The organism is Hydrogenophaga borbori (assembly GCF_003417535.1).
Taxonomy (GTDB): domain Bacteria; phylum Pseudomonadota; class Gammaproteobacteria; order Burkholderiales; family Burkholderiaceae_C; genus Hydrogenophaga; species Hydrogenophaga borbori.
In genome coordinates, this window is the sequence record NZ_QVLS01000010.1 from 23,644 (window position 1) to 40,019 (window position 16,376).

The following is a 16,376-nucleotide window of genomic DNA, read 5'->3' on the forward strand; positions in this document are numbered from 1 at the left end:
GCGATGGCCAGCCATCGCGTCAGCCCAGCGCCGCCACCAGTGCGTCCACGAACATCGCCGGCACGTCGAAGCCGGTCTGCTGCTGGATCTCCTGGAAACAGGTGGGGCTGGTGACGTTGATCTCGGTCACGCGGTTGCCGATCATGTCCAGGCCCACCAGCAGCAGGCCGCGCGCGGCCAGCGTGGGCGCCATGGCCTCGGCCACGGCGCGGTTCTCATCGGACAGCGGCTGGGCCACGCCCTTGCCGCCGGCCGCCAGGTTGCCGCGCACCTCGCTGCCCTGCGGGATGCGCGCGAGCACGAAGGGCGCCACCTTCCCGCCGATGAGCAGCAGGCGCTTGTCGCCCTCCACGATCTCGGGCAGGTAGCGCTGCACCATCACGCTGGTGGCGCCGCCCTGGTTCAGGGTCTCGATGATGGAGCCCAGGTTCAGGCCGTCCTCGCGCACGCGGAAGATGCCCATGCCACCCATGCCGTCGAGCGGTTTGAGGATGACGTCGCGCTGCTCGGCGTGAAAGGCGCGCACGGCGTCGGCCGAGCGCGTCACCAGGGTGGGCGGCGCGAACTGCGGCCACTCCATCAGCGCGAGTTTTTCGGGGTGGTCGCGCAGCGCGGCGGGCTTGTTGAACACGCGCGTGCCTTCGCGCTCGGCCTGCTCCAGCAGGTGGGTGGCGTAGAAGAACTCGCTGTCGAAGGGCGGGTCCTTGCGCATGAGCACGGCGTCGAAGGTGGCCAGGGCCTCGCGGCCCTCGCCGCTCACGTCGAACCAGTGGTCGAGTTCGCCGGTGAGGCGCAGGTGCCGCACCTGCGCGGTGACACGGCCGCCGCTCACCCATTGCAGGTGGCGCGGCTCGCAGGCCGCGAGCGCGTGGCCGCGGCGCTGCAGCTCGCGCATCATCGCGAAGGTGCTGTCCTTGTAGGTCTTGAAAGCTTCGAGCGGGTCGGCGACGACCAGGATCTTCTTCGTCATGGGCGGAGGTGTTTTTTCGCGAGGCCGTACTGTTGCACAAAGAGCGCGGCGGCGCCGGCCACCACCCCCCAAAAGGCCGAGCCGATGCCGGCTATCACCACGCCGCTGAGCGTGACGAGGAAGGTGATGAGCGCGGCCTCGCGGTGCTCATCGTCCTTGAGCGCGGCGTGCAGCCCGCCGCCGATGCTGCCCAGCAGGGCGATGCCCGCGATGGCCATCACCAGCTCGCGCGGGAAGGCGATCAGCAGGCCCGTGACCAGCGCACCCACCAGGCCGATGGCCACGTACAGCGCGCCGCACACCACCGCGGCGGTGTAGCGCTTGTCTCGGTCGGGGTGGGCCTCGGGGCCCATGCAGATGGCCGCCGTGATGGCCGAGAGGTTGAGCGCGAAGGCGCCGAAGGGCGCCAGCACCAGCGTGGCGATGCCCGTGACGGTGAGGATGCGCGAGATCGGCATGTCGTAGCCCGCCGCGCGGATGGCCGCCACGCCCGGCAGGTTCTGCGAAGCCATGGTGACGATGAACAGCGGCAGCGCCAGGCTGGTGAGCGCCGCCAGGCTGAAGCTCGGCGCGGTGAACACCGGCACCGCCCATTCGAGCCTGAGCGCGCCCGCGTTGAAGCGCCCGCTGGCCAGCACCTGCGCCACGCCCGCGAGCAGCGTGAACACCACCGCGTAGCGCGGCGCCAGGCGGCGCGCCACCAGGTAGACCAGCAGCATCAGCACCACCAGGCCCAGCGCGGTCTGCGCCGCACCGAAGGCCTGCAGGCCAAAGCGCGCCAGAACGCCGGCCAGCAGCGCCGCGGCGATGGCCATGGGGATGCGGTTCATCACCCGCTCGAACCAGCCGGTGGCGCCCGCCAGGGTGATGAGCGCCCCGCAGACCAGGAAGGCGCCGATGGCGTCGGACATCGAGAAGCCGCCGGCCAGGCCCGCGCTGGCCAGCACCGCCGCGCCAGGCGTGCTCCAGGCCACCATCACGGGCTGGCGCAGCAGCAGCGAGGGAATCGCCGAGCACAGGCCCATGCCCAGGCCCAGCGCCCACATCCAGGACGTGATCTGCGCCGGCGTGGCGCCGAAGGCCTGCGCGGCCTGGAAGACGATCGCCACCGAGCTCGTGAAACCCACGAGCACCGCGACGAAGCCGGCGGTGGCGGCGGAAAGGCTGAGGTCCTTGAAGAATCGCATCGCGCGATTCTGCCGGGACAGGCCCGGCGCTGGCGCGGGCCCGACCGGCCGGCGGCCTCAGCCCGCCGGCAGCAGGCGCAGCAGCACCGCCGGATCGTGCGCCCGCGCGACCGTCACCATGGCCGCGAAACAGGCCAGGGCCGCCGCGAAGGCAATGGCCCGGCCCGTGGGCGTGCGCGCCCGCCGCAGGGCCAGCGTGCCGAGCACGATGTAGGCCACGAGCAGGCCCAGCTTGAGTTGCAGCCACGGCGTGGCGAAGGGGTTGAGCCGCAGCGCCGCGAGCAGCAACAGGGCTGCCATCAGCAGGGCGGTGTCGATGAACTGGCTCAGGCGGCGCACCGGCGCGGCCAGCGGCGCGGCCGAGCCCAGCAACACGCCCACGCCGCGCGCGGCGAACAGCCCGCCGCTGCTGAGCGCCAGCGCGACGTGCGCGGCCTTGATCCAGGGGTAGGCCAGCAGCAGGTCCATGGCTCAGGCCCGCCGCAGCACCGCCGCCGCCGGGGGCAGCAGGTCGGCCAAGGTGTGGCCGTCCAGGTGCGAGAGGAAGCGCTGAAGCGCGCCGTCCAGCACGCCCGCCAGCCCGCAACGGCCGGTGAGCGCGCAGCGGCTGTCCTCGCCGAAGCACTCGACGAGCAGGAAGTCCGGCTCCATGCCCCGCACCACCGCGCCGAGGTTGATGTCGGCCGGCGCGCGCGCCAGCCGCATGCCGCCGCCCTTGCCGCGCACGGTTTCGATCCAGCCCTGGCGGCCCAGCAGGTGCGTGACCTTCATGAGGTGGGCCTCGGAAATGCCGTGCGCCTGCGCGACCTCGGCGATGGTGCACAGCCGCCCGGGCTGGCGCGCCACGTACATCAGCAGGCGCAGCGCGTAGTCGGTCAGCGTGGTCAGGCGCATGGTGTCAACCGCCTCAGGGCGTGGCGCCGGCCGGGTTCAGGCCATGGGGCAGGGCCTGGGGGTCGCGGCCCATCTGCCAGCCCATCCACAGGCTCTGGGCGATGCGCCCGGCGAGCGCGCGGGCCTGTACCGCCAGGCGGCGGTTGGGCTGCGCGTCGGCCACTTCCCCGAACAGCGCCAGCCAGCGCTCGAACAGCTCGGCGCTCAGTTCGGGCAGGGCCGCGTGTTTCTGCATGGGGTTGCCCGTGTAGCGCCCGGTGCGCCGCAGCACCGAGGACCAGAAGTCCACCAGCTTGTCGAGGTGGTGGTCCCAATCGTCGATGCGGGCGTTGAAGATGGGCGCCAGGACCGCGTCCTGGCGCACGCGCGCATAGAAGGCGTGCACCAGCACCTTCAGCTCTTCCTCGGTGCACAGATCGGTCGTGGTCATGGGGCGTCCTCGTTGCTGCTGCCGCAGGACAGCGATCAATAAGATCTATTTTATTTCGATCTTATAGGACGGCCAAATCCCTGCTGCCCTCGCGGGCCTCGAAGGCCTCAGATCTCGACCTTGGAGCCCAGCTCCACCACCGCGTTGGCCGGCAGGTGCAGGAAGGCCGCGGCGCCGGCGGCGTTGTGGTGCATGGCGGCGAAGAGCTTCTCGCGCCAGGGCGCCATGCCGCTGCCCAGCGTGGGCGTGACCACGTCGCGCGACAGGAAGTAGCTCGTGGTCATGGGCTCGATCTCGCAGCCGCGCAGGCGCAGCGGCTCCAGCGCGGCGGGCACGTCGGGGTCGTTCTTGAAACCGTAGTGGATGGTGACCGCCCAGCAGTCGTGGCCCAGGGGCTCGACCTCCAGCCGCTCGCTCATGCCGATCCAGGGCACCTGGTGCGAGCGCACGGTCACGAACAGGTTCTGCTCGTGCAGCACCTTGTTGTGCTTGAGGTTGTGCAAGAGCGCGTTGGGCACGATGCCCGGATCGGCCGTGAGGAACACCGCCACGCCGGGCACGCGCAGCGGCGGCTCGACGAACACCGCGTCGAGGAAGCCATTGAGCTCCAGTGCCTCGGCCTGCTGGGCCTTGGACATGAGGCGGCGCCCCTGCTTCCAGGTCATCATCAGCGTGAAGACCGCGCCGCCGATGACCAGCGGGAACCAGCCGCCATGGAACAGCTTGAGCATGTTCGAGCTGAAGAAGGCCAGGTCGATGACGAAGAACAGGCCCGTGGCGCCCACGCACAGCCACAGCGGGTACTTCCAGCCGTAGCGGATGACGAAGAAGGTGAGCGTGGTGGTGATGAGCATGTCCAGCGTGACGGCGATGCCGTAGGCCGAGGCCAGGTTGCTGGAGGACTTGAACATCACCACCGCCAGCACGATGGCGGTGAACAGCGCCCAGTTGACAAAGGGGATGTAGATCTGCCCCGTGTCGCGCACGCTGGTGTGGCGCAGGTTCAGGCGCGGCAGGTAGCCGAGCTGGATGGCCTGCTTGGTCACGCTGAAGGCGCCCGAGATCAGCGCCTGCGAAGCGATCACCGTGGCCGCCGTGGCCAGCACCACCAGCGGCAGCAGCGCCCAGGTGGGCGCCATGCGGAAGAAGGGGTTGCTCACCGCGCCCGGGTCGGCCAGCAGCAGCGCGCCCTGGCCGAAGTAGTTCAGGGTGAGGCAGGGCATGACCACCGAGAACCAGGCCAGGCGGATCGGCTTCTTGCCAAAGTGGCCGAGGTCGGCGTACAGCGCCTCGGCGCCGGTGACGGCCAGCACCACCGCGCCCAGGATGATGAAGCTGGTGCCCGGCTGCTGCCACAGGAAGCGCAGCGCGTGGTGCGGGCTGAGCGCGCCCAGGATTTCGGGGTGGTGCACGATGTGCGAGACGCCCAGCGTGGCCACCGCGAGGAACCACAGCAGCGTGATCGGCCCGAAATAGCGGCCGATGCCGCCGGTGCCGCGCTTCTGCACCCAGAACAGCACCAGCAGCACGAGCAGGGTCAGCGGGATCACGTAGTGCTGCAGCGCGGGCGAAATCACCGTCAGGCCTTCGACCGCCGAGAGCACCGAGATCGCCGGCGTGATGACGCCATCGCCATAGAACAGCGAGGTGCCGAAGATGCCGATCACCATCAGCGCGCGGCGCAGCGCCGGCTTGTCCTTCACCGCATTGGCGGCCAGCGCGAGCATGGCGATGAGGCCGCCCTCGCCCGCGTTGTCGGCGCGCAGCACCAGCACCACGTACTTGAGCGAGACGATGGTCGTCAGCGTCCAGAAGATGATGGACAACACGCCATAGACGTTGCCGTGCGTGAAGGGGACGTGGCCGGACCCGAAGATCTCTTTCACGGCGTACAGCACGCTGGTGCCGATGTCGCCGTACACCACACCGATGGCGCCCAGCGTGAGGGCGGCCAGCGAGGACGGAGCGCGGGAATTCAAGCGAGAAGCCCCGCCGGGTTGCCGCGGGGCGTGAACTCAGAAGAGGCGGATTCTGCGCCCGCCAGACGCAGGGCACCACCGGCTGGGGCGCCTAAAGCCATGGTCTGCGTGGATTTTGTTGCACCGCAACAACCCCGACCGGCCTGTCAGTCGAGGTTTTCGGCCTCGGGGTCGGTGGCTTCCAGCTCGTAGCTCGCCGCCAGCATGGCCAGGCGGCCGATGACGCCGTACATATAGAAGCGGTTGGGCACGCTGGCGCCGGGCTTCACGCCGGGCTGCGGCAGCTGGGCGCTCTGCTCGAAGGCCAGGGGCACGAAGCTGGAGCCCGGGGCGTTGAGGTTCTCGTCCTCGCCGCGGTCGGCGTGGATGCGGTAGAAGCCGCCGACCACGTAGCGGTCCATCATGTAGACCACGGGCTCGGCCACGGCGCTGTTGATGCGCTCGTGCGTGAGCACGCCCTCCTGGATGATCACCTCGCTGACCGCCTGGCCCGCCTGCACCGTGGCCATGCGCGCCTTGGTCTTGGGCGAGAGCTTGTCGATGTCCTTGGCGTCGCGCACCGTCATGATGCCCATGCCGCCCGTGCCGTTGTCGGCCTTGATCACCACGAACGGCTTCTCGTTGATGCCGTATTCCTTGTACTTGCGGCGCACCTTGGTGAGCAGCGCATCGGTGTTGCTGCGCAGGCATTCCAGGCCCGCGTCGGCCTCGAAGTCCACCTGGCCGCATTGCGCGAACAGGGGATTGATGAGCCAGGGGTCCATGCCCAGCAGCTTGCCGAAGCGCTTGGACACTTCCTCGTAGGCCTTGAAGTGCAGGCTCTTGCGCCGCGTGCCCCAGCCCGCGTGCAGCGGCGGCAGCAGGTACTGCTCGTGCAGCTCTTCCAGGATGCCGGGCACGCCCGCGCTCAGGTCGTTATTGAGCAGGATGGTGCAGGGATCGAAGTTCTTCAGGCCCAGGCGGCGCTTGCCGCGCTGCAGGGGCTCCAGCGTGACGTGGCCGCCGTCGGGCAGGTCGATGCGCGTGGGCTCGGTGATCTCGTTCGACAGCGAGCCCAGCCGCACATTGAGCCCGGCCATGTAGAAGATCTTCTGCAGCGTGGCCAGGTTGCTCAGGTAGAAGCTGTCGCGCTGGTTCTCGGGCACCAGCAGCAGGTTCTTGGCCTCGGGGCAGATCTTCTCGATGGCGGCCATGGCGGCCTGCACCGCCAGCGGAATCATCTCGGGCGTGAGGTGGTTCCAGCCGGCGGGAAAGAGGTTGGTGTCCACCGGGGCGAGCTTGAAGCCCGCGTTGCGCACGTCGACCGAGCAGTAGAACGGCGGCGTGTGCTCCATCCATTCCAGCCGGAACCAGCGCTCGATCACCGGCGTGGATTCAAGGATGCGCTGCTCGAGTTCGTTGATCGGGCCGGTGAGGGCGGTGACGAGGTGGGGGACCATGGCGGGGCGGGAGAACCAGGCGGGAGGGCCAGTGTAAATGGGGACGGTGACGGGCATTCCAAGCGCCCGCCGGCGCCCGGCCGGCGGCTCGGGCAAGGCTTCGGCCCGCCCCGGCGAGCGGGCGATGCCAGCCCGCGCCCGAGGGGCCTCAGCCCGACGACCGGAGCGCGGTCACTTCGATCTCGATGCGCATGCGCGGGTCGGCCAGGCCAGCCGAGATCATCATGGCCGCCGGCCGCACCTCGCCGAAGAAGCGGCGCAGCACGGGCCAGGTCTTCGGGAATTCGCCGCCGTCGGGCAGCACGTAGGTCACCCGCACCACGTCGCGCAGGCTGGCGCCGGCCTGCTGCAGCGCGGCCTCGATGTTGCGCAGGCATTGCTCGGTCTGCGCCTCGATGCCGGGCGCGATGTCCATGGTGGCGTAGTCGAAACCGGTGGTGCCTGAGACGAAGACCCAGTCGCCCTGGACCACGGCGCGCGAGTAGCCGATCTCCTGTTCGAAGGTGGAGCCCGATGAGATGAGGGTGCGTGGCATGTCAACGGCCCAGAAAGAGCAGCACCAGGCCGAGCGTGGCCGGTACCGCCTGGATGAACAGGATGCGCTTGCTGGCCGTGGCCGCGCCGTAGAGGCCGGCCACCAGCACGCACAGCAGGAAGAAGACCTTGACCGCGAAGCCCGCCGGCCCCAGCGCCAGGCCCCAGAACAGGCCCGCCGCCAGGAAGCCGTTGTAGAGGCCCTGGTTGGCCGCCAGCGTCTTGGTCTGGGCCGCGAACTCGGGCGTGAGATTGAACGCCTTCATGCCCTTGGGCTTGTCCCACAGGAACATCTCGAGCACGAGGATATAGACGTGCAGCAGGGCCACGAGCAGCACGACGGCGTTGGCGAGGGTGGCAAGCATGGGCGGGGTCTCCGGGGAATCGGACCGGGCGATGCTAACGCGGGCGGGCCTCGCGGCCCCCGAGCGCCAGTTCGCGCAGCGGGTCGCCGCCGTCGATGAACAGGCGCCCGCCGTCCACCAGCGCCGCGCGCAGCCGCTCGATCGCGCGCCGGCCAGCCTCGGGGTGGCGCCCGTCGAGGGCGCCCACGCGAACGGCAAAGGCGATGTCATAGCGCGCTTCGCCGGGCGCGAGCGCGAAGTCCTCCACCGCCACCTCGCGAAACGCCAGGCGCCCCGAGGCCAGCGCCTCGCGCGAGCCCGCGAGGGCCTGCGCGATGGCCTTGGCCGAGCGGTCGATGCCCAGCACGTGCCCCGAAGGCCCCAGGCGCTCGGCCACCGCGCGCGCGGCCACGCCCGGGCCGCAGCCGATCTCCAGCACCCGCAGGCCCGGGCGCAGCGGCAGCGCGTCGACGATCGCGGCGAGCCGTGGCGAGAGCGCGCTCATGCCTTCAGCGCCAGGCCCAGCGCCAACAGCGCCAGCGACGCGGTGCCGAGCGCGCAGCGCACATGGTTCCAGCGCAGCCAGTCGCGCACGTAGCGCGGCCACAGCACCGGCGCCTCGCGCAGGTCGGTGCGCGCCAGGCGGTCGTTGAGCGGCACGTTGCAGGCCATGGTCACGCCCAGCGGGCCGACCAGGTAGGTCAGCGCGCCCGCGCACCAGGCGATCGCCCCGGCGCCGCCCTGCCACAGCGCGCCGATCAGCAGCAGCAGGCACAGCACGGCCGTGCCCAGGAAGGGCAGCAGGAACAGCGGACGGATGATCAGCCGGTTGATGCTTTGCATGGTGCTCATGCCGGCCTCGGCCGGCTGTTCGAGCAGGGCGCGCATGGTCACCAGGGAGAAGGCGTAGAGCAGGCCGGTGACGAGGCCCCCGCCCACGATGGCGGCGATGGCGATCCCTTGCAGCAGCGTGACCATGGGACCGCTCAGGCGCGCGCCGCGGGCGCTTCGAGGGGGGCGTGGAGGTGCGTGCGGCGGTTCAGGCGTTGCGGTGGGGTGCTCATGGACAGCTCCTTTCTGGGGCGGGGGAAACCCAAACGACGGCCGAGACCCCCGGTGGTCGACGCGCCCCGGGTAAACCCCGACGCCTCCGGGCTCAGCGCGCCGCCGCGGCTCGCCCGGTGGGCGTTTCGTTGCCCTCGCGGAACGCGCTCGCGCGCTCGGCTTCCAGCGGCCGGATCTCGAAGCTCAGCCCGAAGGCCAGGCAGGGGTTGCGCGAGGCGATGCGCGCGGCCTCGTCCAGGCTGGCGGCGGTGATGAACCAGTAGCCGCCGATGATCTCCTTGGCCTCGGTGAAGGGGCCGTCGAGCACGCGCTCGCGCGTCACCAGCCGGCAGCCCGTGCCCAGGCGGCTGCCGGCCCGGAGCACACCGGCCGCGGCCTGTTCGTCGAACCAGGCGTAGAAGGCGTCGATGGCGCCCTGGATCTGTTCGGGGGACCGGTCGGCGTCCCATCGGCCTCGGGACAGCAGCAGGAATTCGCTCATGGGCGGTGTCTCCAGACGGGGGGGTCAGTGGGCCAGGTCCGCGCCGGCCGCGGCCAGCAGCTCGCGCAGCACGGAGCGGTGGCAGTGCGACTCGTGCTCGCAGTAGCAGCCCACCGAGAAGTCGCTGCCGTGCGACATCGCCGCCAGCAGCGCGATGGCATGGGCATTCTCGGGCGTGGCCATCTCGGCGCGGTAACGGCGTGTGAACGCGGTCCACTCGGCCGGCGTCTTGGCCTGCTGGGCCTGCTTCATGGTCTGCAGGCTGGGCGCGAGGTTGGGGAACCAGACGTCGTACCAGTCCTGGCGGGCGAACTCGCTCTTGGGCACGCCGCGCGGTGGACGCCGCACCGTGCCGATGCGCAGGCCCTCGTTGTTCGCTCGCGGGCTGCCGAGCCGCACCACCCTGATCGCCATGGCTGTCTCCGGTTCCGTGGACCGGCGACAGCGTAGCCGGTTCAGGCCCGGGCACGCAAACCGCGCCGCGCCTGGGGGGCGGCGCTCAGCCGCGCACCTCGCCCTCGCCCAGCACCACGTACTTGAGCGAGGTCAGGCCTTCCACGCCCACCGGGCCGCGCGCGTGGAATTTGTCGGTGCTGATGCCGATTTCGGCGCCCAGGCCGTACTCGAAGCCGTCCGCGAAGCGGGTGCTGGCGTTCACCATCACGCTGGCCGAATCGACCTCGCGCAAGAAGCGCTGGGCGTGCCCGTGGTCGGTGGTGAGGATGGCGTCGGTGTGGTGGCTGCTGTAGCGGTTGATGTGGGCGATGGCCTCGTCCACCCCGTCCACCAGCTTGATGCTGATGACGGGCGCGAGGTACTCCTCGAACCAGTCCTGCTCGCTGGCGTCCACCAGGGTCGCGCCGGCCACGCCGGCCAGCAGGGCCTTGCTCTCGGGGCAGGCGCGCATCTCCACGCCCTTGGCCGCGAAGACGGCACCGATCTTCGGCAGGAAGTCCTTCGCCACGCCGCGCGCCACCAGCAGGCTTTCGGTGGCGTTGCAGGGGCTGTACTTCTGCGTCTTGGCGTTGTCGGTGACCTTCACCGCGAGCGCGATGTCGCAGGGGTCGTCCACATAGGTGTGGCAGTTGCCGTCCAGGTGCTTGATGACGGGCACCTTGGCCTCGGCGCTGATGCGCTCGATCAGGCCCTTGCCGCCGCGCGGGATGATCACGTCCACGTACTGCGGCATGGCGATGAGCTGGCCCACGGCCGCGCGGTCGGTGGTGGGCACCAGCTGCACCGCGTCGGCCGGCAGGCCGGCGTCGATCAGCGCGCGCTGCACCAGGGCGGCCAGGGCGCGGTTGGAGTCGATGGCCTCGGAGCCGCCGCGCAGGATGGCGGCGTTGCCGCTCTTGATGGCGAGCGAGGCGGCCTCGATCGTCACGTTGGGGCGGCTCTCGTAGATCATGCCGAAGACGCCGATGGGCACGCGCATCTGGCCCACGCGGATGCCGCTGGGCATCTGCCGCATGCCCATCAGCTCGCCGATGATGTCGGGCATGGCGGCGAGCTGCTCGCAGCCCTGGGCGGCGGTCTCGATCACCTTGGGCGTGAGCTTCAGGCGGTCCACCATGGGCTCGGCCAGGCCGTTGGCGCGGGCGCGCTCGAGGTCCTTGGCGTTCTCCAGCGCCAGCGGTTCACCGGCCTCGCGCAGCAGCGCGGCCAGGCGGCGCAGCGCCTGCGCCTTGGCCGCGACGCTGGCCTTGGCCATGAGCCGCGACGCCGCCAGGGCCTGCTGGCCCAGGGTGTGCATGAGTTCGGTGGTGTTGCTGGCGTTCATGGACGGGATTTTCGCACCGGGGGCCGACAACCGCCCGGGCGCCCGCGCCATGCACCCAGGCCGCCGGGGTCATGGGCCTGGGCCGTCCTCGGCGAGGCGCGGCCCGGCGCCCGGCGCCCGGCGCCCTCAATCCTGGGTGATCTTCTCGTCCAGCACCACCTTGCGCCAGCGCTTCGACTCACTGGCCACGAAGGCACCGAAGGCGGCGCCTTGCGCGCCACCGGGCTCCGCGCCCGAGGTCTCGATGCGCGAGGCCACGTGCGGGTCGGCCAGGGCCGCGACCAGGGCGCGCTCCAGCCGCGCCACGATGGGCGCGGGCGTGCCGGCGGGCGCGGCCACGCCGGTCCAGCCGCGCAGGTCGATGCCGGGGTAGCCTGCCTCGGCCAGCGTGGGCAGGCCGGGGAAGGCCTTCTTGCGCTGCGGCGCGGCAATGGCCAGCGCCACCACCCGCCCCGCGTTCAGGCCCTGCTGCGCCGCGGCCGAGCCGGAGAGCACCACGTCCACCGTGCCGCCCGTCAGGTCGGTGACGGCCGCGGCGATGGTGCGGTACGGCACGTGCCGCAGCTCGATGCCGGCGGCCCGCTGCAGCAGCGCCATGCCCAGGTGCGACGGTGTGCCCGCGCCCGCGCTGCCCAGCGTGAGCTGCCCGGGCTGGCGCCTGGCCAGGGCCACCAGCTCGGCCAGGGTCTTCACGCCCAGGCCCTGGCGCGCCAGCAGCACGGGCGACTCGGTGGTCAGCTGGGTCACGGCCACGAAGTCGCGCTGCAGGTCGAAGGGCGTCTTCGCGCGCAGGGCCGGCGTGACCGCCGACTGCAGGTTGATGAGGCCGACGGTGTAGCCGTCCGGCGCCGCCTTGGCGAGGGCCTCCACGCCGATGATCCCCTGGCCGCCGGGGCGGTTGTCCACCACGATGGCCTGGCCGAGCTGGCGGGCGAGCACGTCCTGCAGGGCGCGGATGGCCACGTCGGCGGGCGAGCCCGGGCCGCCGGGCACGATGACGCGGACCGGGCGCGAAGGCCAATCGCTGGCCCAGGCGGATGGAATGCTGGCCAGGCCCAGGGCCGAGGCGGCGATGAAATGGCGGCGTTGCATGCTGGCTGTCTCCTTCAGGCCGCGTAGCGCGCCGGTGGACTGGTGTCCACGGCGGCGAGCATCTTGCGCAGCAGTTGTTGCATCAGTTGGGACTGGGTGTCGCGGTGCCCGGGCGCCTCCCAGAGGTTGTGGGTTTCGCCGGGGTCCTGGTGGTGGTCGTACAGCTCGCCCCAGGACTCGCCCTGGTAAACGCTGAGGCGGTGGCGCTCGGTCAGCAGGCTGCGCACGCAGGCCGGGCGCTGGAAGCCCTGGCGCGTGCGGCTGTCCTGGTACTCGATCAGCAGCGCGTCCCACCCGCGGCCCCGGCCGTCGAGGCAGTCGAGCAGGGAGCGGCCCTGCAGCCCGCCGTAGGCCTCGACGGCCGCGCGCGCCAGCACGCTGGGCGCAATGTCGATGGTGGAGGCGAGCGCCTGGCTGACCGCCGGCTCGCCCTGTCGCGGATCGCACCAGATGAAGGGCACGCGCGTGATGCCGCGCGAAGCCAGCGCGCCCTTGAGCATCAGGTTGAAGTCGCCCAGGTAGTCGCCATGGTCCGAGGTGAAGACGATCACCGTGTCCTCGCGCTGGCCACTGTCGTCGAGCGCGCGCACGATGTCGCCGACCGCGTCGTCGATCATGGCGATCATGCCGGCGCTCAGCGCCATCGCCTCACGGATCTCGCGCTCGGTGGCGAAGAACGCGTCGTGCGGGCCCTGGCGCTGGCGGCTGCCGTCCAGGAAGCGCTCGCGGCACCAGGCGATCGGCGGCGGCGGGTTGTGGTGCGCCTCGTAGGGCAGCCGCAGCACGAAGTCCGCCGGGTCGTACAGTCCCCAATAGCGGCCGGGCGGGGTGAAGGGGTGGTGCGGGTCGGGGAAGGACACGAAGGCGAAGAAGGGCTGTTCCTGCCCGCGCGTGCCGCGCAGGAAGTCGACCGCGCGGTCGCGGATGTAGCTCGTCGGGTAGAAGGCCTCGGGGATCGCGGTGCGGTGGGCCTGCGGGCACACGTAGCCGTGCGGCAACTGGCTCGAACGATCGCGCAGCCGATCGGCCTCTGGCAGGTGGCGGCGCAGCCACTGCAGGTAATGGCCACCCGCCTGGTCGCCATGGAAGGTCACCAGGTCGACCTCGTCGTAGCCGTAGTACGGCGTGCGCAACGGGTGGCGCTCCAGGCCCGCGTAGTGGCCCGGCTGTTCCTGCGTGTAGTCGCCGCCGTCGTCTTTCCAGGCGTCGACGGCGGGCGCCGCCGCGCCGCCTTCGGCCGGCCGGTCCGTCATGGGCTGCACATGGCTCTTGCCGATGCTGGCCGTGCGGTAGCCGGCGCGCCGCAGCTGTTCGACGAAGGTGGTGGCGCGCACCGACAGCGCCGCGCCGTTGACGCGCAGCCCGTGCGCCGAGGGGTAACGCCCCGTGAGCAGCGAGGCGCGGTTGGGCATGCACACCGGGCTGGCGGCATGGAAGCGCTCGAAGCGCGTGCCGCGTGCGGCCAGCGCGTCGATGTGCGGCGTGCGCAGCACCGGGTGGCCGTAGCAGCCCAGGTGGTCGGCGCGGTGCTGGTCGGTGACGATGACCAGGAAATTGGGCCGGCGCATGGGCTCAGAAGTTGTGGCGGATGCCCAGTGCCAGGGCGCGCACGTCGTCGCCGCTGCCGGCGGTGACCGGGGCCAGCGCCAGCGTGTTCGCGGCCGTGCCCTGGTTGTTCAGGCGCAGCAGACGGCCGTACAGCGTGGTGCGCTTGCTCAGCCGGTAGTCGTAGCCCACCGCCATGGCCTGGGCGTCGTTCGGGCTGTTGCGCAGGTCGCGGCGGTTGAGCTCGGCCATCCAGCGGTGCGGGCCCAGGTCGTAGGCCGCGCCCAGCACGGTGTGCGCCGCGCGGCGCGCGCCGGGGGCGGTGCTGTCCGACACCAGGTAGGCGGCCGACAAGGTGAGGCCGCCGATCGCGTAGCTGCCGTTCAGGCCCTGGGTCTAGTTGTGGAAGGGCGTGGCCGCGGCGCTGCCGCTGTCCAGGCGCTGGGCCGCGTAGCCGATGAAGTAGCGCTCGCCGCGGTAGCTGGCGCCGAAGGCCAGGATGCCGCCCACACCGGCGGCGCCTTCGTCCGGCGCCACCGCGACGTCCACGCGCAGCCCCTTGGCCCGGGGGCCGCCGCCGTAGCGGTAGCGCAGCAGGTTGGACTGGCGCATCGCCAGGCCCACCGTGCGCGCGGCCGCGGGCTGGCCGTCCACGCTGCCCGCGAGCTGCACCGGCGCCCAGTTCGCGTTCATACCGAACGGCACGGTGGCCAGCAGGTTGAAAAACAGCGGCGTGTACTGGCGCCCGGCCTCGACGGTGCCCCACGGACCCTGCAGGCCCACGAAGGACTGGCGGCCAAAACCGCCGCCCAGGGGGATGGTGCCGTTGTCCATGGTGAGGCCCATCTCCAGAACGAAGTGGGCCGACAGCCCCCCGCCCAGGTCCTCCCGGCCGCGAAAGCCCAGCCGCGAGACCGCGTTGCCGCCTTCGTTCACCACGGTGCGCGAGTCGCTGCCGCGGATGCTGCCGACGTAGAGGTCGGCGATGCCGTAGAGGCCGACGTCCTGGGCCAGGGCGCTCAGGCCCGGGGCGGCCAGAAGGCCCAGCGTCAGGGCCTGGCGGATGGGGTGCTTCACAGTGTCTCCTCTGGGTGATCGGGAGCTCGCACTGTGTCAGCGCGGTGTCCGCGCGGCCAATACTTTGTCATGAGGCCGCCATTGCGTTGCGCAATGGATCGACCGGGTGCCTTGCCGCCAATGGACGTCTTGCTACCCGAATGAGAGCATCAAGAGCGCTTGACGGCCTCGGACAACAGGCGCGCGAGCAGGGACTCGCCCACCAGCATGGCCTCGGACCAGCCGGCCTCGGGCGCCATGGCGATGCGCACGTGCCGCTCCAGCCCCCCCTCGGCGATGGGCAGCGCGATCAGCCCCGGGCGCTGCACGGCGCGGCGCGCGGCGAAGGTCGAGAGAATGGTCGCGCCCACGCCCTGCTCGCACAGCTCCAGCATCGACGACAGGTCCTCGATGCCGCCGAGGATGCGCAGGGACAGGCCCAGGCGCTCGGACGCGTCCATGACCAGGCGGTGCGCCGGCTGCATGGGCGACAGCAGCAGCTCAACCGCCAGCGCGTCCTGAAGCCGCGGCCGGCGCGGCAGCGCGCGCAGCCGCTCGCGCGAGCCCACGAGGGACAAGCGCTCCGAAAAAACCGTGCCCCGCGCGCCCTCGACGGCCGTGGCCGACACCAGCGTGGCCATGTCCAGTTCGCCCTTGTGCAGCAGGCGTTCCAGTTCGGCCGAGTAGCCCACGCGGAGCTGCGGCTGCACGCCCGGCATCGCTTCGCGGATGGCCCCGAACAGCCGCGCGCTGAGCAGGGGCGAGAGGCTGCGCAGCAGGCCGATGCTGAGCACGCCTTCCACCACGCCGGCCTTCTCGCGCGTGGCCGCGGCCGCGTAGTCGATCTGCCGCAGGATGCGCTTGGCGCGTTCGTACAGTTCGGTGCCCGCCGGCGTGAGCGCGGTGCCCACGCGGCCGCGCACCACCAGCTTCACGCCCAGCCCACGCTCCAGGTCGCCCAGGCGCTGGCTCAGCGCGGGCTGCACGATGTGCAGGCGCCGCGAGGCTTCGGTCAGGCTGCCGGCCTCGGCGATGCCGACGAAGTACTTGAGCTGGCGGATGTCCATCGGCGGTCCTTGGTCCGGCGCGGCGCGCCGCGCGTGAGCCTAGCGCAGCGCGAAGCAGGCGATGTCCACGCGGTCCGGGTGGCGCACGCCGCTGCCGACGAAGAGGCGCTCGTTGATCCAGCCCAGCGCGGCCGACGAGGTCTCGAACGCGGGCACGCAGCGGAAGTACACCTGCGAGGGATCGACCGGCTCGCCACGCACCAGCTTCGCCGTCACCGCTGGCGGCGCCACGCGGATCGCCTGGTTGCTGACGTAGATGAGGTCGCCGCCGTCGGTCTCGAGCACGTAGCGCGCGTCCAGCCGCGCCAGCGAGGGCGTCACGATGGCCTGGAAATCGGCCCCGCCCGGCAGCACGCGCCCCGTCCAGCCGTCGCCGCTCACCGTTCCGCCCGTGATGGGAATGACGCGCCGGTTGCCGGCCGGCGTGGGGCCGATCTCGTGCACCGGCCCCACCTGCACGCTGAGCTGCGCAAAAAAGTCGAGCCCCGGGGCGGCCGGGGCGGCGTTGTGCAC

General features: G+C 71.3%; 18 protein-coding genes and 1 pseudogene. All 19 read right to left on the reverse strand.

Annotation, left to right across the window (positions count from 1 at the left end; genetic code table 11):
• Positions 1 to 19: 19 nt before the first annotated feature.
• Positions 20 to 970 carry a glutathione synthase gene (gene gshB / locus DY262_RS15230; protein ID WP_116959971.1) on the reverse strand — a complete coding sequence of 317 codons (951 nt, stop codon included), beginning with the start codon at positions 968 to 970 and terminating at the stop codon, positions 20 to 22.
• Positions 967 to 2,157: a benzoate/H(+) symporter BenE family transporter gene (locus DY262_RS15235; protein WP_116959972.1), complete on the reverse strand. Its 1,191-nt coding sequence runs from the start codon at positions 2,155 to 2,157 to the stop codon at positions 967 to 969. The genes gshB and DY262_RS15235 overlap by 4 nt, the downstream gene beginning before the upstream one ends.
• 57 nt (positions 2,158 to 2,214) lie before the next feature.
• Complete coding sequence (locus tag DY262_RS15240; protein ID WP_181936522.1) at positions 2,215 to 2,625, reverse strand: SirB2 family protein; 411 nt, start codon at positions 2,623 to 2,625, stop codon at positions 2,215 to 2,217.
• A gap of 3 nt (positions 2,626 to 2,628) precedes the next feature.
• Positions 2,629 to 3,051 (reverse strand): RrF2 family transcriptional regulator, encoded by a 423-nt coding sequence (locus DY262_RS15245; RefSeq protein ID WP_116959973.1) that lies wholly within the window; start codon positions 3,049 to 3,051, stop codon positions 2,629 to 2,631.
• 13 nt (positions 3,052 to 3,064) lie between these two features.
• Complete coding sequence (locus DY262_RS15250; protein WP_116959974.1) at positions 3,065 to 3,481, reverse strand: group III truncated hemoglobin; 417 nt, start codon at positions 3,479 to 3,481, stop codon at positions 3,065 to 3,067.
• A gap of 107 nt (positions 3,482 to 3,588) precedes the next feature.
• On the reverse strand, positions 3,589 to 5,460 hold the full coding sequence (locus DY262_RS15255; RefSeq protein ID WP_116959975.1) for a potassium transporter Kup: 1,872 nt from the start codon (positions 5,458 to 5,460) through the stop codon (positions 3,589 to 3,591).
• Between the two features lie 146 nt (positions 5,461 to 5,606).
• Positions 5,607 to 6,899: a glutamate--cysteine ligase gene (gene gshA, locus DY262_RS15260; RefSeq protein ID WP_070400871.1), complete on the reverse strand. Its 1,293-nt coding sequence runs from the start codon at positions 6,897 to 6,899 to the stop codon at positions 5,607 to 5,609.
• 148 nt (positions 6,900 to 7,047) lie between these two features.
• Positions 7,048 to 7,434 (reverse strand): RidA family protein, encoded by a 387-nt coding sequence (locus DY262_RS15265; protein WP_116959976.1) that lies wholly within the window; start codon positions 7,432 to 7,434, stop codon positions 7,048 to 7,050.
• A gap of 1 nt (position 7,435) precedes the next feature.
• Positions 7,436 to 7,798, reverse strand: a complete 363-nt coding sequence (locus DY262_RS15270) for a DUF1304 domain-containing protein (RefSeq protein ID WP_116959977.1) — start codon at positions 7,796 to 7,798, stop codon at positions 7,436 to 7,438.
• 34 nt (positions 7,799 to 7,832) lie between these two features.
• Positions 7,833 to 8,282, reverse strand: a complete 450-nt coding sequence (locus DY262_RS15275) for an SAM-dependent methyltransferase (protein WP_070400874.1) — start codon at positions 8,280 to 8,282, stop codon at positions 7,833 to 7,835.
• Positions 8,279 to 8,755, reverse strand: coding sequence for an anthrone oxygenase family protein (locus DY262_RS15280; RefSeq protein ID WP_220377568.1), 477 nt, complete (start codon positions 8,753 to 8,755; stop codon positions 8,279 to 8,281). The genes DY262_RS15275 and DY262_RS15280 overlap by 4 nt, the downstream gene beginning before the upstream one ends.
• A 178-nt stretch (positions 8,756 to 8,933) precedes the next feature.
• Positions 8,934 to 9,323, reverse strand: a complete 390-nt coding sequence (locus DY262_RS15285; protein ID WP_116959978.1) for a YciI family protein — start codon at positions 9,321 to 9,323, stop codon at positions 8,934 to 8,936.
• Between the two features lie 24 nt (positions 9,324 to 9,347).
• Positions 9,348 to 9,737 carry a DUF488 domain-containing protein gene (locus DY262_RS15290; RefSeq protein WP_116959979.1) on the reverse strand — a complete coding sequence of 130 codons (390 nt, stop codon included), beginning with the start codon at positions 9,735 to 9,737 and terminating at the stop codon, positions 9,348 to 9,350.
• Between the two features lie 85 nt (positions 9,738 to 9,822).
• On the reverse strand, positions 9,823 to 11,103 hold the full coding sequence (locus tag DY262_RS15295) for a glutamate-5-semialdehyde dehydrogenase (RefSeq protein ID WP_070400878.1): 1,281 nt from the start codon (positions 11,101 to 11,103) through the stop codon (positions 9,823 to 9,825).
• Positions 11,104 to 11,229: 126 nt separating this feature from the next.
• On the reverse strand, positions 11,230 to 12,195 hold the full coding sequence (locus DY262_RS15300; protein WP_116959980.1) for a Bug family tripartite tricarboxylate transporter substrate binding protein: 966 nt from the start codon (positions 12,193 to 12,195) through the stop codon (positions 11,230 to 11,232).
• 14 nt (positions 12,196 to 12,209) lie between these two features.
• Positions 12,210 to 13,763: a sulfatase family protein gene (locus DY262_RS15305; RefSeq protein ID WP_116959981.1), complete on the reverse strand. Its 1,554-nt coding sequence runs from the start codon at positions 13,761 to 13,763 to the stop codon at positions 12,210 to 12,212.
• Between the two features lie 4 nt (positions 13,764 to 13,767).
• Positions 13,768 to 14,817 (reverse strand): annotated as a pseudogene (locus DY262_RS22035) (porin).
• Positions 14,818 to 14,966: 149 nt separating this feature from the next.
• The gene (locus tag DY262_RS15320) at positions 14,967 to 15,863 is read right to left on the reverse strand and encodes a LysR family transcriptional regulator (protein WP_116959984.1); all 897 of its coding nucleotides are present in this window, start codon (positions 15,861 to 15,863) and stop codon (positions 14,967 to 14,969) included.
• 39 nt (positions 15,864 to 15,902) lie between these two features.
• A complete protein-coding gene (locus DY262_RS15325) occupies positions 15,903 to 16,376 on the reverse strand; it encodes a DUF3237 domain-containing protein (RefSeq protein WP_416186978.1) in 474 nt (157 codons plus the stop codon).